This is a genomic window from Dyadobacter sp. OTU695 (assembly GCF_038440355.1).
GTDB lineage: Bacteria > Bacteroidota > Bacteroidia > Cytophagales > Spirosomataceae > Dyadobacter.
The window spans coordinates 164411-178288 of the sequence record NZ_JASATN010000002.1 but is presented as its reverse complement, the minus strand read 5'-3'; the positions used below and the strand labels follow the sequence as shown (position 1 = coordinate 178288).

Sequence of the window (13878 nt, the reverse complement as noted above, 5' to 3'; positions counted from 1 at the left end):
TAATGACATTATTCACAATCATTCCTAACCCCAATTCAAAATCCTTTCCAAACAATGGCTCACCTACGCTACAAGCAAGAAGAAGAACTATGCTTTTGGGATCAGTTCAGAAAAGGCGATGAAAATGCCTACGCATGCCTCTACCGCTCTTACGTTCACATTCTTTACCAGTACTGTTCGCAATTCACGATCGACAAGCCTCTTATCAAGGATTGTATCCACGATTTGTTTGTAGAATTATGGAGAAACCGCATGACGCTCGGTGACACTACCTCGGTCCGCTTTTACCTAATGGCCTCCATCAAACGGAAATTGGTCCGCCATTTGAATGCACAACAAAAGCACACTAGCAACGAAGATATCCCGGTTGAATACTGGCATATCAACACCCCTTCCCATGAGAATCACCTCATTTCGGAAGAGGAGTTCGAATCGACCAATCAGCACCTGAATGTAGCTATCAACGGCCTACCACGCCGGCAACGTGAGGCGATCTTCCTCAAATTCTACATGAACCTCAACAACCACGAGATTGCAGATTTAATGAAAATAAATATACAATCAGTTTACAACCTGGTTTTCGGCGCATTGGGTAACCTGAAAAAGCAAATGACACTCGACAGACTGACTTTTTAATAGCCGTCTGTTTAAACGTTTAAATATACCTTTGAAAGCGTGGCGAACTCTGCCACGCTTTTTTTGTGTTAGATTAATCTTACATTGACAAGCTAAATTCGGACACTTCACCCATGAACATGACTACTACGCCCCTGGCCGAACGCCTCCGCCCGCGGACGCTCGACGATTTTGTGGGACAGGAAAAACTACTCGGCCCCAAAGGACCGTTAAGGCGCGCTATCTTACAGAATACAATTCCCTCCATGATTTTCTGGGGGCCACCCGGCGTGGGGAAAACTACCCTCGCACTGCTCATCGCTGAAACGACAAAACGGCAATTCTACAATCTCAGCGCCATCAGTTCGGGCGTAAAGGATTTGCGCGAAGTGCTTGCCCGGCCCTCAGGCCTGTTCCCCGCGATCCTTTTTATCGACGAAATACACCGCTACAACAAAAGCCAGCAGGACGCATTGCTCGGAGCTGTTGAAAAGGGGCAGGTTACACTCATTGGCGCTACGACTGAAAATCCGTCGTTTGAAATCAATTCCGCATTGCTTTCGCGCTGCCAGGTTTACATTCTGGAAGCATTCGGCGAAAAAGAGCTGAAAGACCTCATTGCCCGCGCGTTGGAGAAAGACCCTTGGCTGAAAGAAAAGAATATCAAATTCGCTTCTTATGATGCGCTAATGCGCCTTTCGGGTGGGGATGGCCGTAAATTGCTGAACCTGCTGGAACTGGTAGTATTGGGCAAAGGCGACGCTAAAAAGATTGAAATCACCGATGAATGGGTCACCGAAGTGGCGCAGCAGAATATTGCGCGGTACGACAAATCAGGTGAGCAGCATTACGATATTATTTCCGCATTCATCAAATCGCTCCGCGGCAGCGACCCCAACGGAGCGGTGTACTGGATGGCAAGGATGATCGTAGCGGGTGAAGATCCGTCGTTCATTGCCCGCAGGATGCTGATCATGGCCTCCGAGGACATCGGCAATGCCAACCCGACCGCTATGATTATGGCAAATGCCTGCATGCAGGCGGTGAATGTAATCGGGTATCCCGAATGCCGTATTATTCTGTCGCAAACGGCCGTCTATCTGGCCACTTCGCCTAAAAGTAATGCAAGTTACATGGCCATCGGCGATGCGATCGAGGCAGCCACGCGCACTGCGCACCTGCCCGTGCCGCTACACCTGCGTAATGCGCCTACGAAGCTGATGAAGCAGATCGGTTACGGAAAAGATTATAAGTATTCACACGATTTTGAGGGAAATTTTGCAAAGCAGGATTTCCTCCCCGACGAGTTGAAAGGCACCAGGTTCTTCGAACCCGGCAGGAATGCGCGTGAAGAGGAGATCCGGAGAAAATTACAACAATGGTGGGGCGAGTGGTACGGCTACTGACCGTCCTGCTGCGTGCGCTTTTCTTCGAACTTCTCAAAGGATAAATCAGGCATATTTTCCACAGCCGGATCTTTCAGGTCAGCTTTCAACTTCTGAGCGAGCTTTTTGAGGTTCCCAGAAGTCTCCATCCGTTTTACATAGTCGGAAAGAGACTCTTCGCCTGGGGTACGATCGTTGTCGGGACTGGTTGAGTCAGTGTGTAATTGTTCCATAGGTTGAGTCATAAAAACGTATTGGCCGGTGGCCGGGCGATCCGGCGATTGTTCAACAATACGATTGTAAAAGAGCAAACTTTCCCGAACATTGCAAGAAAAGCCGGTGCAAAATGTACCTAATACGATTAACTTGCCGAAAAAGTCGAACCAGCCTGATATGATTCCCGAAAGCATTTCCCTTATTGACAGACAACTGCTGATCAACCAGAGCAGAATCCTCTCCATCATCGGTGATGAAAAAGAACGTGAACTTTGTGAAAAACGGATTGAAATACTGGAAAAAGGTTACACTGGCCTTTATCCCAAAGTATTCAACAACTTGTATGAAGAAGTGCCGCTGAGCGTCTATAATGAAATTTCCGATATCATGAAGATGTACAGCCGAATCAACGATTCCATTCGGTTGCTACCCGAATCAGATAAAGAGTTACTTGACCTGGCTTCGTTGGAATTTGAAGGATTCGATCAGGATAGCGGCATGCATTATTATATGATGTCCTACCTGGTAGACCGGATGGACGAGCACGGTGATTATAAAGGGCGCGAATTGAAGTCGCACAAAAGCGGCTCGCTGATTAAATACAATCGAATGCTTGCCGTGTATTTTGGCTACGAAAAGGCGAAAAAGCAGCAATATTCCGCCCAGGATTTGCAAAAGTTTATCGACGAGGTGAAGACCATAGTGCTTGACACTCAGCTATAATACGTAACCGCTTGCCGAATAGTAAAAACATAGTGCCGAACGGCTACAAAAAATATTATTTCCTAAACAAAAAACAATGTTTTGAATAAAGAAATCATTAAGTTTGTATCGAAAACCCGTGAAAAGGTTTTCAATAACGTTGAGTAAAATCAGACATCCCGGTTACCTTGTAATTGGGATGTTTTTTTATGCCCTACGTTAATGCAGCTGTATTTTTCTAAGTCTGTTAGCGTTGCGTTTAAGAAACAAACGGTCGCTGAGCGAATAGCGGGTATAAGCGCTCCTCTTTTTCAGGTCCAGAATCAGCCAGAACCCACCGACCGCCGCGCCGAACAGGGCAATGGTAGCCAGGACGGGAGCGATGTTGTAGAGATTTTGAAGTAATTGTGCCATGGTATCCGCTGTTAGTCAGGTTTGGCGGATATTCTTAAATAATCGTACCAGCCCGGTACAATTTCCACAATCCTATTTTTTTGCACTAAGCACTCTCACATCACATCCCACCACCGCGTTGTTGACGTAACCCACACTCAGTCCTGAAACTTTGGTGGTTTTTTTAGCGGGAAGCGGCGTTTTGATGGTAACGATCTTGGAGGTGAGCACCGCCTGTACGTCATTGAGGTATTTGAACTCCACTTCCACACTTTTTACGAGCGAGGCCGAGGTGTTCTCGATTTCCAAATTGTGAATGGCCAACCCTCCCACCGGATGCCACTCGTTAGTGGTAACGTGTATCTTTGCAGCAAGTTCATCATCCGACCGTCCTATTCCTGCCTGCAAAGAGTCACCGGAGCTCAGCACCTTCGTTTCCGTTTTCACCACCTCCCGCTTTTTCAGGAAATCAAACTGCTTATAATAGTAAAGAATGTAAATGAAGGCACAAACCGGGATAATCGCACTGACCCATTTTAATACCGGAATAAGGACCTTTTTGAACTTGCTCTTTTTACCTCTTCTGCTGGGCATATAAAACTAACGTTGGTATTCGGGGATACTTTAAAACTCAAATATACCGCTCTGCTGTTTTAAAAAAAGTAGTTGGTCGCTCCTTTTTACAGTGCGGCTTACAAAAAACAAACCGCTGACTTGTGGTCAGCGGTTTGCCCGTGTATTGTGTGGACAGGGCTACTGTCTTACAAATCTCTGCGAACTTACAGTGCCGTCAGTATGTGTCACCTGGACCACATACGCGCCTGCGACAAGATTACGTGTGCTGATGCCCGAAAGCAATGCGTTGGAAGCTTCGAAAACTACTTTACCTGACGCATTTACCACCTTCACCACGCTTACTTTGCTCCAATCACCTACATTAAGTGTCAGACTTTGTGAAGCGCCTACAGGGTTGGGATACACCAGTGCAACGCCTTTGAAGTTTAGGTTTGCAATGCTGCTGTAAGAGAATGTTTCGTCGAGATCCACCATTTTCAGACGGTAGAGGTTTTCACCTCTCAGCGGAGCTGCATCCACAAATGAATAGTATTGATTCACGTTGCTCTCCTTGTGAGAAGCCAGCGAGCCGATCTTCGTCCAGTTTTTACCGTTCTGGCTGCGCTCAATATCGAAACGGTCACTGTTTGTTTCTTCCGAAGTTGACCACGACAAAGCGGCTGTTTGGCCTTCGGCGAAAGCTTTGAAGCTTATCAAGGTAACTGGCAGAGCTTTTTCGACCAACATGGTGAAAGAAGCAATCGCTGTTTGCCCAAACTGGTTGGTCGCTTGTACGTCGAAAGTGTAGGTACCGTCCTGACCGGTCAAAGGGGTTCCTGAAAAAGTACCATCCGCATTCAGGGTGATGGTACTGGGCAAGGTGCCTGCCATCGTACGACCGCCTGGTGACGATACCTGGTATAATGCATATGTGTAGTCAGTAGGCAAACCACACTGGATGCTGAAACTTGGAATGTCGTTGGTTTCTGCACTGAAAAGGTCTGACGAGACCGGATCACCCACACGTCCCGGCGATACTGTTCCGCCAGTAAAGGTTACCGGTGGACGAGAAGCCAGCTCGTGGATACGCAAACCTGTGAACAAGTTCACATCGAGGATTGTAGAGGAGGTGACTACAACCCTGTCAAAGCTGCCGCCTGGCGTGAATGTTACCGGAGTCATCGTATCGTCGCTGAAAAGGCCGAGTAAATCGGGTGTCAACAGTGCCGAAAGAGATTGCGCTCCTCCAACCGGAGTGTTACCCAGAAATGCCTGGAACGAAATATTGCTCAGTACGGACAGATTAAGTAGTGCCGCGGGTCTGGAGATAATTGCCGTTACCTGGTTGCCGGCTCCCGATGCTTTGGCCAGGTAGAATGTCTGCGAAACAGAGGAAGCAGCGGCAGCAGCGCCATTTTGAAGCAATGAAAAGTTGCCCGCGTCGATAATGCCGTCAACCGCATTTTGAGGGTTTTGCAGAGCGTCAGTCAATGTCAGCCCCAGAACACCAGTCGCGTTTGGATCGACTCCTGAATACGAGTACGAAATCAAATCGCAAGCGCTCAGCGCTGCGTTTTCATAAGAAACAACGCCATCCACGTTCAGAGAGATGCTACCAAGCGCAAGGCCCAATAAACCCGTTGAATTGGCCAGATCAAGTCTGATCGATATTGTGCTGAATGCCGCAGACGATGTCACCGCAATATAAAGATTGTTCGCGCCATCTTTCACAAGCGTGCTTTGCGCAGTGCCGGCATTGGTGGTGACGTCAATCGTGTTAGACGAAAGTAACCCTAACAGATTAACCAGGTTTCCAAGATCCAGCGAAAGCCCCTGAACTGTCGGCGCCTGAATTTTTACAAAAGCTCTTTTATTCGCTGAAACCGGGGTTGGCATGGTGAGGTTCAGCGTCGCACTACCCGTTACCGATACAGCCGACACTACGATACCCCTGGAAGTCAATGTAGCATAAGTGTTGTCTGGCGCGTTAAGTGCATTTGCTGCTCCGGTAACAGAGCCAGATGCTGTTACAAACAGAAAAGATCCTGTTGTTGTAGAATTAGTCTGGCTGGTTGCGTATTCCTGAGCGAAGGAATTGAGTGAAAACGCCAGGGCAATCACGGTTGCCACTGCCATGTTGCGGCGAAACCGCGACGATGCCAATTTCTTGATCAAATGGCCGATAGAACTTTTCATAAGTGATAGAAATTTAGAATAGAAACAAATCGTTATGTGAATAAAGGAACCTAAATTCAAGACAATCAAGCAGTTAAATCAAAACATACACGGCCAAAAACCGGTAATATGACTGATTCCTTTGTGGTGCCTCGTCTGCACACGCCGCCTACATATATACGCGGGAGCGTCTCACGAACTTTCTTGTGAAGGTGTCTTTAGCGAATGATCGAGTGTCCGATCAAGAGAAATGAGTAAAGCTTTTCTTATCTGCTATCCAAATCAGGTTAAATGTTGATGAATTTACGAAAGTGGGTCAAACCTAGTCGATTAACTAGTTATACTATTTTACTTAAAATAGATAGTACTTATTTGCAAATGTATTTATAAATGCATCAAAATAAACCCACATATTATTAGTATGAACTTACCCCCCAAAAATTAGGGTAGTACAATTAATTTTATCCACATAATTATTGTAGATTCACCCAGCGCAGCAACCGAAAAATAATAAGCACCTGACGTTTACTGGTTAATTTCAGTGCTTTCCAAGTATTTAGTGCATGACAAGTAACTCCACCCGACAAAGGTGAATATTCTTCGGCGCTACCCATTATCGCAAAGCGCGGTGCATTGGTGTAATTGTACAAAACAGGAAGGATCAAACTAGTCGTATAAATGTAAAAATATTTCTATGAATATAGTTTTAATAGACGAGCAGCTTCTTCTGGCCGATGCCCTCCAAAGCCTTCTAAGGCTTATACCCGAAGTTAATGCCGTGGATACTTACACAGATGGCAAGCATTTTCTGACCGAAAGAAGCGCCACCCCTCCCGACATCCTGGTTATGGAACTTACCCTTAACGGGTTAAACGGCCTGGAACTGCTGGATGCCTGCCGTTCTACGCTGCCCCGGGAAATGAAAGTGATCGTACTATCGACGGTGACAGATGTACACACCATTAAACACACAATCAGGCGGGGAGCGAATGGCTTTCTTTCCAAATCCACTCTTTTCGAAGAATTCAAGGAATCTATTTTCCAGGTTGGGCTGGGAAAACAGTATATCGGCAGGGCAATCCGGGATAGCCTTATTAACAGTGTATTTACAGAAGAAGAGGTGGTCATGCACCTTTCGCCCCGGGAAAAGGAAGTACTGCAAAAGGTTTGTGGAGGCCACACCATCAAGGAGATCGCCTATGAACTTAAATTGAGTGCCCACACCGTCCAATATTACCACCGCAGCGTGATGGATAAACTGAAAGTGCGCCGCACCACCGACCTGATCGTATATGCCATGCAGCACGGCCTTTATATCCCGGAAGCCAGATAATAAGGCCGGGCCACGCTGGCCGGGCCGCGGCGGTCGCACCGCGAAGGCTGGCCCGCGGCGGTCGCAAAGCGAAGGCCCGGCCGCCGGTTATTGTTTATTGACGGACAAGCCGGCCATAGAAATCAGGAAGGGGATTCAATGCGGTGTTCTTCCGCTGGTGCCAGTAAGGGTAAACAGGCGACTTTTCACTCGCCTCATCCAGACGTTTTACCTGGTCCAGTGTCAGATTCCAGCCTATCGCCCCCAGATTTTGCTTCAATTGCTCCTCATTACGCGCACCGATTACGATGTTACTCACCGTGGGCCGTTGCAAAAGCCAGTTTAATGCCACCTGTGCAACGGTTTTCTCTGTCTCTGCTGCTATTTCATCCAGTACGTCGATCAGATTGAAGAAAAAATCCTCAGGTATAGCAGGGCCTTCACCACCTCCCTGGGCAATACGCCCCTCGGGCGGTAGCGGTTGGTTTCTTCGGTATTTACCGCCCAAACGTCCCGCCGACAACGGGCTCCACACAATCGTTCCGACCTTTTGATCGACGCCAAGCGGCATCAATTCCCATTCAAACTCCCGGCTAAGCAATGAATAATGTGCCTGGTGGGCAATGTATTTGGCCCAGCCATACCGCTCTGAAACCGAAAGCGATTTCATCAGGTGCCAGCCCGAAAAATTAGAGCAGGCAATGTACCGCACTTTTCCAGCCCGGATAAGGTCATTCAACGCGCTCAGGGTTTCTTCGACCGGCGTAGTGCCGTCGAAACCGTGCATATGATAAACATCGATATAATCCGTTTGCAGCCTGCGTAAACTATCCTCACAAGCCCTGATCAGGTGATAACGACCGGAGCCGGACTGATTGGGCTTATCGCCCATCCTGAAAGTGGCTTTTGTAGAAAGAATGATCTTGTCGCGGAGCCCGATAATCGCCTTTCCCAGGATTTCTTCAGACAGGCCCTGCGAATAGACGTTGGCTGTATCAAAGAAATTGAGGCCCGCATCCATGCACAGCCCTATCAACCGTGTTGCCTCATCCACCTGGGTATTGCCCCAGGCCTTGAAGAAGTCACCGGTGCCACCGAAAGTGCCGGTACCGAAGCTAAGTACCGGTACCTTCAAGCCCGATCCTCCCAGTTGTCTGTATTCCATTTGCGTTAATATTAAGATGAATTGACCGAATTAAACGATAAATCATCAAACATCAAGCCACAACGGGCATTTCGCGAACGGCCAGGACACAAAAAAAGGCCGGACGCATCCGGCCTTTTGCCTCCACCGTATAACCGGGAACCCGCCAGTCTCCCAAAATTGCCACGGTGTCTGCAGTTCGTCTAGTCAGGTCAGTTATACAGTATGAAATTGTACTTTCACTTCGAGATGGGTCTCAAAAAAATATCCTCCCTGAAAATTCAGGGAAGATATCCGCATTATTTACTCAACGTTCCTCTATTACTTAACCTTCAAACTTCGCAACAGAACCTCTGAATTACTGTCGGCTAGCCCCCAGTTCAATAATATGATTCAAATATCACTCATGGAATCGGAGCTCACGAAATTTGATGTGCAAATGGTATTTTTGGGTGAATATTCGGAAAAAAGGCCCCGTTTTGATGCCAAATCCTCCGTCTTAATTATCTTTAAAAGATATTTTTTATAGCTATTTGAATTTCCTGACCTTAATAACCTAACCATGAACCGTAGAGAAGCTGTTCAAAGAATAACCTTCTTGCTTGGTGGTGCTATTTCGGCGCCGCTAATGGCTGGCATTGCAGGCGAACGCCTGAATTTCGGCCCCTCCCTGGATGTGTCCGATCAGCAGGAAGCCCTGCTTTCGGAAGTTGCCGATGTTATCATTCCCACTACCGGCACACCGGGCGCCAAAGCTGCCGGGGCCGAAAAGTTTATCGTTCGTGTGATGCGCGACTGCTATGTAGTCGAGGACCAGAAAAAATTCTATGATGGCCTTGCCAAAGTAGATGCGCTCGCGAAAGAAACGTATTCCAAGGAGTTCACCGCGCTGGATACCACCCAGAAGAACGACATCATCAAAAAGACTACCGTTTCCGACAAGCCTTTTTTCCTGCAAATGAAAGGGTTAACAGTCACAGGCTATTTTACGTCTGAAATCGGGGCAACCCAGGCACTCGACTACCTGCCGATCCCCGGCCGGTTCGAAGGCAGCTGGCCCATGCCCAAAGGCCAGAAAAGCTGGGCGCTTTAATCCGGAAACATTTAATGGGATAGCAGCCACTAACAACACATGACTTGTTGGCTACTTCCTGACATTCCAAACTCTATTTAGAAAAAATGGCGAACCTTAATATTGACGCAAAAAAAGACATCACCTACGACGCCATCGTGATTGGCTCCGGAGTTTCCGGGGGCTGGGCGGCGAAAGAACTGACAGAAAAAGGCCTGAAAGTGCTCATGCTCGAGAAGGGCAAGAACCTTGAACACGTCACAGGATACGAGAATGCATTGAAAGCTCCCTGGGAGACCCAATATAATGGTCGGTTGACCGTCAAACAAAAGGAAACACACCCGTTCCTCTCGCGTGACTATCCGTACAACGAAATGACGGAGAAGTACTGGATGAACGATATGGACCAGCCCTATGAGGAAAAAAAACGCTTCGACTGGTTTCGTCCTAATATCGTTGGAGGCAAATCCATCATGTGGGGAAGGCAGTCGTACCGTTGGAGCGACCTGGATTTTGAAGGCAACCTGAAAGACGGCATTGCAGTCGACTGGCCGATCCGCTACAAGGACGTCGCTCCCTGGTATTCATATGTTGAAAAACACGTAGGCATTTCCGGTGAAAAACTGGGGCTACCGCAACTGCCTGACAGTGACTTCATTGCCCCGATGGAGATGTATCACGTCGAAAAAGAAGTGCGTAAGCGCCTGGAAAAAGAATTTCCTGGCCGTGTGATGACGATCGGACGCGTTGCCAACCTTTCAGAAGCTACCAAAGCCCAGATCGAAGGTGGACGCGGCCCCTGCCAATATCGTAACCGCTGTTCCTATGGTTGCCCGTACGGGGCCTATTTCAGCACCCAGTCATCGACATTGCCGCCGGCCATGAAGACCGGCCGGCTGACGCTCCGTCCTGATTCGGTTGTCCGCGAGATCATTTATGATGGAAAGAAACAGGGAGGACGTGCTACCGGCGTACGCGTGATTGATGCGGTGACATTGCAGGAGCGTGAGTTTTTCGCAAATATCATATTTGTATGTGCCAGCGCACTGGCATCCACCGCCCTGCTCCTTAATTCAACTTCCGACCGTTTCCCGAATGGAATGGGCAACGACTCGGGTGAGCTGGGCCACAACCTGATGGATCACCACTTCCGCACAGGCGCGAGCGGTACCTGGGAGGGCGACCTTGACAAATACTACTTCGGGCGCCGCGCGAACGGTATATATGTACCGCGCTATCGTAATGTAGGCTCAGACAAGCGCGATTACCTGCGTGGATTCGGCTACCAGGGTGGCGGAGGCCGCCAAGGCTGGCAGCGCAATGTGGCCGAGCTGGCATTCGGCGCCGACTTCAAAGAAGAATTGACAACGCCTGGCAACTGGACAATGGGCTTCGGCGGTTTTGGCGAAACGCTGCCTTACCACGAAAACCGCATGTACCTGAACAAGGAGAAAAAAGACAAATACGGGATCCCCGCAGTGGTATTCGACGCAGACCTTCGGGAAAACGAAAAGAAAATGCGTAAGGATATGATGAATGATGCGGCTGAAATGCTCGAAAAATCGGGCGTTAAAAATGTCCGCACTTACGACAATGGCTCATACCTGGGTATGGCAATCCACGAAATGGGTACCGCCCGCATGGGACGCGATCCTAAAACGTCTGTGTTGAATGGAAACAATCAGATCCACGCGGTCAAAAACGTATTCGTCACCGATGGTGCGTGTATGACCTCAGCCTCATGTGTGAACCCGTCCCTTACCTATATGGCGCTTACGGCACGGGCCGTCGACTTCGCAGTAAAAGAATCAAAAAAGAAAAACATCTGATGGTATGCCCGGGGCCAGGTTGAAACCTGGCCTCTTTTTTTAAAGACTTCTGACAAGTTGCAAAAAGAGGATGCTATTTTTTGCAACATTTTGCAATTTTCTGCAAAATCATATTTCTTTGTAGAAAATCCACAGCAAGATTAATGGAAGAGAAACTAAGGATCAGCGCAGCCAGGCGGGCAACACTATTAATATTTCTGGTCTGTGGCATTGGCCTGTCCAGTTGGGCGCCAATGGTGCCTTTTGCTAAAATCAGGCTCGGCCTTAACGACGCCGACCTTGGCGTAGTGCTGCTTGCCTTGGGAGCAGGCGCCATCCTTACCATGCCGCTTACTGGCCTGCTAATCAATAAGTATGGCAGTCGCTCAGTAGCAATCGTGTCGGCACTGGTGATTGCCTCTCTTCTGCCGCTGCTGCTGCTTGCCAGCTCTGCTTACCAGCTTGCAGCCGCATTGTTCGTATTCGGCGCCGGAATCGGGTCCATTGATGTGTCTATGAATGCGCAGGCCGTGGTAGTGCAGGAACGGTACGGGAGCCATATTATGTCTTCGTTCCACGGAATGTTCAGTCTGGGCGGGCTGATGGGCTCCATCGGGCTCGGTTTTCTAATCAAAGCAGGTCTTTCACCAACTTACGCGGCGGTGGCGATTTCCGCGCTGCTAGTATTTATTACAGTAACCCAGTCGCGATACCTGCTGCCACACGCTGAGGAAGCCAAAATGGATGGCACCAGCTTCGTGCTACCCAAGGGGCCGGTTATACTGCTGGGCATTATGTGCTTTATTCTTTTCCTCGCCGAAGGTTCGCTGCTGGATTGGAGTGCAGTTTTCCTGCAATTTTCACGCGGTTTCGATCCGTCATTCTCCGGACTCGGTTATGCGGCATTTTCGGTAGCAATGGCTATTATGCGGCTTACAGGTGACGGCATTATCCACCGGTTAGGGCCTGCCAAAGTGGTATTTTATGGCACAATGCTTGCCGGCGCGGGTTTTATTGTGGCAGTCGCGGTCCCTTCCGCCATTGCAGCATTGGTGGGTTTCATCATGGTCGGGCTTGGCGCTGCCAACGTGGTACCGATATTCTTCACCGCGGCCGGACGCATTCCCAACGTTCCGCCATCCATCGCATTATCGGCGGTTACCATTCTGGGCTATTCCGGCCAGCTTGCCGGTCCGGCGCTGATCGGTGTAATCGCCGAAATTACCTCACTGTCCTGGGCACTCGGGCTGGTAGGTTTGCTGCTGTTTTTCGTCGCATTCGGCTACAAGCACCGCGATTAGAATGCCTCGCCCGTAAACAGGTAGAAACCCGGGCCTTCTTTGGTAAAACCAACATCGAGCCGAAGATAAATATCCTTTCTGGGAAACAACAAATACCGTAACCCGATGCCGCCGGTAAGCCTCGCCCGTGCGGGTGTGAGCGAGCTGATTTTAGGGCCTACAACCGCTGCGCCGGCAAATACCACCCCGCCAAAACGTTTGCTGAATCCGAATGGCAGCCAGCGATGCTCCACCTGCGTCGCCAGCATATTCTTATCGCGGTAACGCCCGTAGTAATAGCCCCGCATGATCATCTCCCCGCCCATCAGCGCCATTTGGTTGAATGGTACATTACCCGTGAAAAAATTGCCGTAAATCTGCCATGCCAGCACATTGCGCCGGGTCAGCGGATGCGAACTACGAACGTCCAGGTTAAAACCCTGAAAATTGTAATGGCTGCCTGCTGATTGGTTGTATTTCAAAAAAGAAAGTTCTCCGAAGAGCCCCTTTCGGACATTCAGTACGTTGTGCCGGTTGTCATAAACCAGTGCGGCACCGAAACCGATATTCCTGGTTCCGTCGCTTCCCGCCGGTTCGTCATAGAAATGGTCTTCGGGCTGCTTGAACTGCGCATTGAACAGTTGCTGATAGTCGATTTCAGGACCTATAAAAAAGTTTGGTACGATTCTTCGCAGCACCCGCTGACGGAAAAGCAGGTAATTAGCGTCGATCAGCGCCGGTTCCTTGTCCGGCGTGCTGTGCCCTATCCCGTAATATAGTAAAGGAAAGCGCTGAAAACGCGTCCGTCCGAGGAAAAACCACTTGTCTTTGTCGCCATAAATCGCATTGTCGAGCCATATTCCGTACTGGCCTTCGAGCGTAATGAAAGTAAATGCCGCTACCTCGCTCAGCCGATTCAGCGTGTCGCCTTTGGCCTGGAAAAGAAGAAGTGACGATAGCCCGAATTCGACGCTGGTCTCCGGGGCATAACCCAATGTGGGATATACCCGAAAACTGGATTTACCTTCCCCGGTGGTATCTGAAATCGTTTTTTGTACGAACCGCTTGAACCAGCCGTCCTGTGCGGATACGCGCGATGCCTGCACGGTCAGAAGGAAGACCGCCAGGAAAAGATATCGTCCATTCAATGCACTATTGAGTTAAAATGTACTAGTAAGTTACATGAAGCTGTTTATCTAAAAAAATCAGTCCGCAGGCTTC

The 13878-nt window shown here is 48.9% G+C and carries 13 protein-coding genes; 7 read left to right on the top strand and 6 right to left on the bottom strand.

What is annotated here, in order from left to right:
* Nucleotides 1–54: 54 nt before the first annotated feature.
* Both AAHB90_RS06515 and AAHB90_RS06510 read left to right on the top strand, forming a co-directional pair.
* Complete coding sequence (locus AAHB90_RS06515; RefSeq protein ID WP_015815162.1) at nucleotides 55–636, top strand: RNA polymerase sigma factor; 582 nt, start codon at nucleotides 55–57, stop codon at nucleotides 634–636.
* A gap of 113 nt (nucleotides 637–749) precedes the next feature.
* Entirely contained in the window at nucleotides 750–2021 is a 1272-nt protein-coding gene (locus AAHB90_RS06510; RefSeq protein WP_342084131.1) for a replication-associated recombination protein A, read from the top strand.
* Here AAHB90_RS06510 and AAHB90_RS06505 read toward each other — a convergent pair.
* Nucleotides 2015–2233, bottom strand: coding sequence for a hypothetical protein (locus AAHB90_RS06505; RefSeq protein WP_342084130.1), 219 nt, complete (start codon nucleotides 2231–2233; stop codon nucleotides 2015–2017). The two genes, AAHB90_RS06510 and AAHB90_RS06505, sit on opposite strands and share 7 nt — an antisense overlap.
* Before the next feature lie 160 nt (nucleotides 2234–2393).
* Between AAHB90_RS06505 and AAHB90_RS06500 the strand changes: the two genes are divergently transcribed.
* Nucleotides 2394–2939, top strand: coding sequence for a YfbU family protein (locus tag AAHB90_RS06500; protein WP_342084129.1), 546 nt, complete (start codon nucleotides 2394–2396; stop codon nucleotides 2937–2939).
* Between the two features lie 198 nt (nucleotides 2940–3137).
* Here the strand turns inward: AAHB90_RS06500 and AAHB90_RS06495 are convergent, their stop codons facing one another.
* The 3 genes from AAHB90_RS06495 to AAHB90_RS06485 form a co-directional block, all read right to left on the bottom strand.
* Nucleotides 3138–3332: a hypothetical protein gene (locus AAHB90_RS06495; protein WP_342084128.1), complete on the bottom strand. Its 195-nt coding sequence runs from the start codon at nucleotides 3330–3332 to the stop codon at nucleotides 3138–3140.
* A 72-nt stretch (nucleotides 3333–3404) separates the two neighbouring features.
* Nucleotides 3405–3905 carry a hypothetical protein gene (locus tag AAHB90_RS06490; protein ID WP_342084127.1) on the bottom strand — a complete coding sequence of 167 codons (501 nt, stop codon included), beginning with the start codon at nucleotides 3903–3905 and terminating at the stop codon, nucleotides 3405–3407.
* Between the two features lie 159 nt (nucleotides 3906–4064).
* Complete coding sequence (locus tag AAHB90_RS06485) at nucleotides 4065–6062, bottom strand: T9SS type A sorting domain-containing protein (RefSeq protein ID WP_342084126.1); 1998 nt, start codon at nucleotides 6060–6062, stop codon at nucleotides 4065–4067.
* A gap of 673 nt (nucleotides 6063–6735) precedes the next feature.
* On the opposite strand from AAHB90_RS06485, the gene AAHB90_RS06480 reads away from it, so the two are divergent.
* Entirely contained in the window at nucleotides 6736–7374 is a 639-nt protein-coding gene (locus tag AAHB90_RS06480) for a response regulator transcription factor (RefSeq protein ID WP_342084125.1), read from the top strand.
* A gap of 94 nt (nucleotides 7375–7468) precedes the next feature.
* Here the strand turns inward: AAHB90_RS06480 and AAHB90_RS06475 are convergent, their stop codons facing one another.
* Nucleotides 7469–8518 carry an aldo/keto reductase gene (locus AAHB90_RS06475; RefSeq protein WP_342084124.1) on the bottom strand — a complete coding sequence of 350 codons (1050 nt, stop codon included), beginning with the start codon at nucleotides 8516–8518 and terminating at the stop codon, nucleotides 7469–7471.
* A gap of 541 nt (nucleotides 8519–9059) precedes the next feature.
* On the opposite strand from AAHB90_RS06475, the gene AAHB90_RS06470 reads away from it, so the two are divergent.
* From AAHB90_RS06470 to AAHB90_RS06460, 3 genes are all read left to right on the top strand, one after another.
* Entirely contained in the window at nucleotides 9060–9590 is a 531-nt protein-coding gene (locus tag AAHB90_RS06470) for a gluconate 2-dehydrogenase subunit 3 family protein (RefSeq protein ID WP_342084123.1), read from the top strand.
* A gap of 86 nt (nucleotides 9591–9676) precedes the next feature.
* Nucleotides 9677–11398, top strand: a complete 1722-nt coding sequence (locus AAHB90_RS06465) for a GMC family oxidoreductase (protein WP_342084122.1) — start codon at nucleotides 9677–9679, stop codon at nucleotides 11396–11398.
* Between the two features lie 143 nt (nucleotides 11399–11541).
* Nucleotides 11542–12678: an MFS transporter gene (locus AAHB90_RS06460; RefSeq protein ID WP_342084121.1), complete on the top strand. Its 1137-nt coding sequence runs from the start codon at nucleotides 11542–11544 to the stop codon at nucleotides 12676–12678.
* Here the strand turns inward: AAHB90_RS06460 and AAHB90_RS06455 are convergent.
* Nucleotides 12675–13805: a BamA/TamA family outer membrane protein gene (locus tag AAHB90_RS06455; protein WP_342084120.1), complete on the bottom strand. Its 1131-nt coding sequence runs from the start codon at nucleotides 13803–13805 to the stop codon at nucleotides 12675–12677. The genes AAHB90_RS06460 and AAHB90_RS06455 overlap by 4 nt on opposite strands.
* Between the last annotated feature and the right edge of the window lie 73 nt (nucleotides 13806–13878).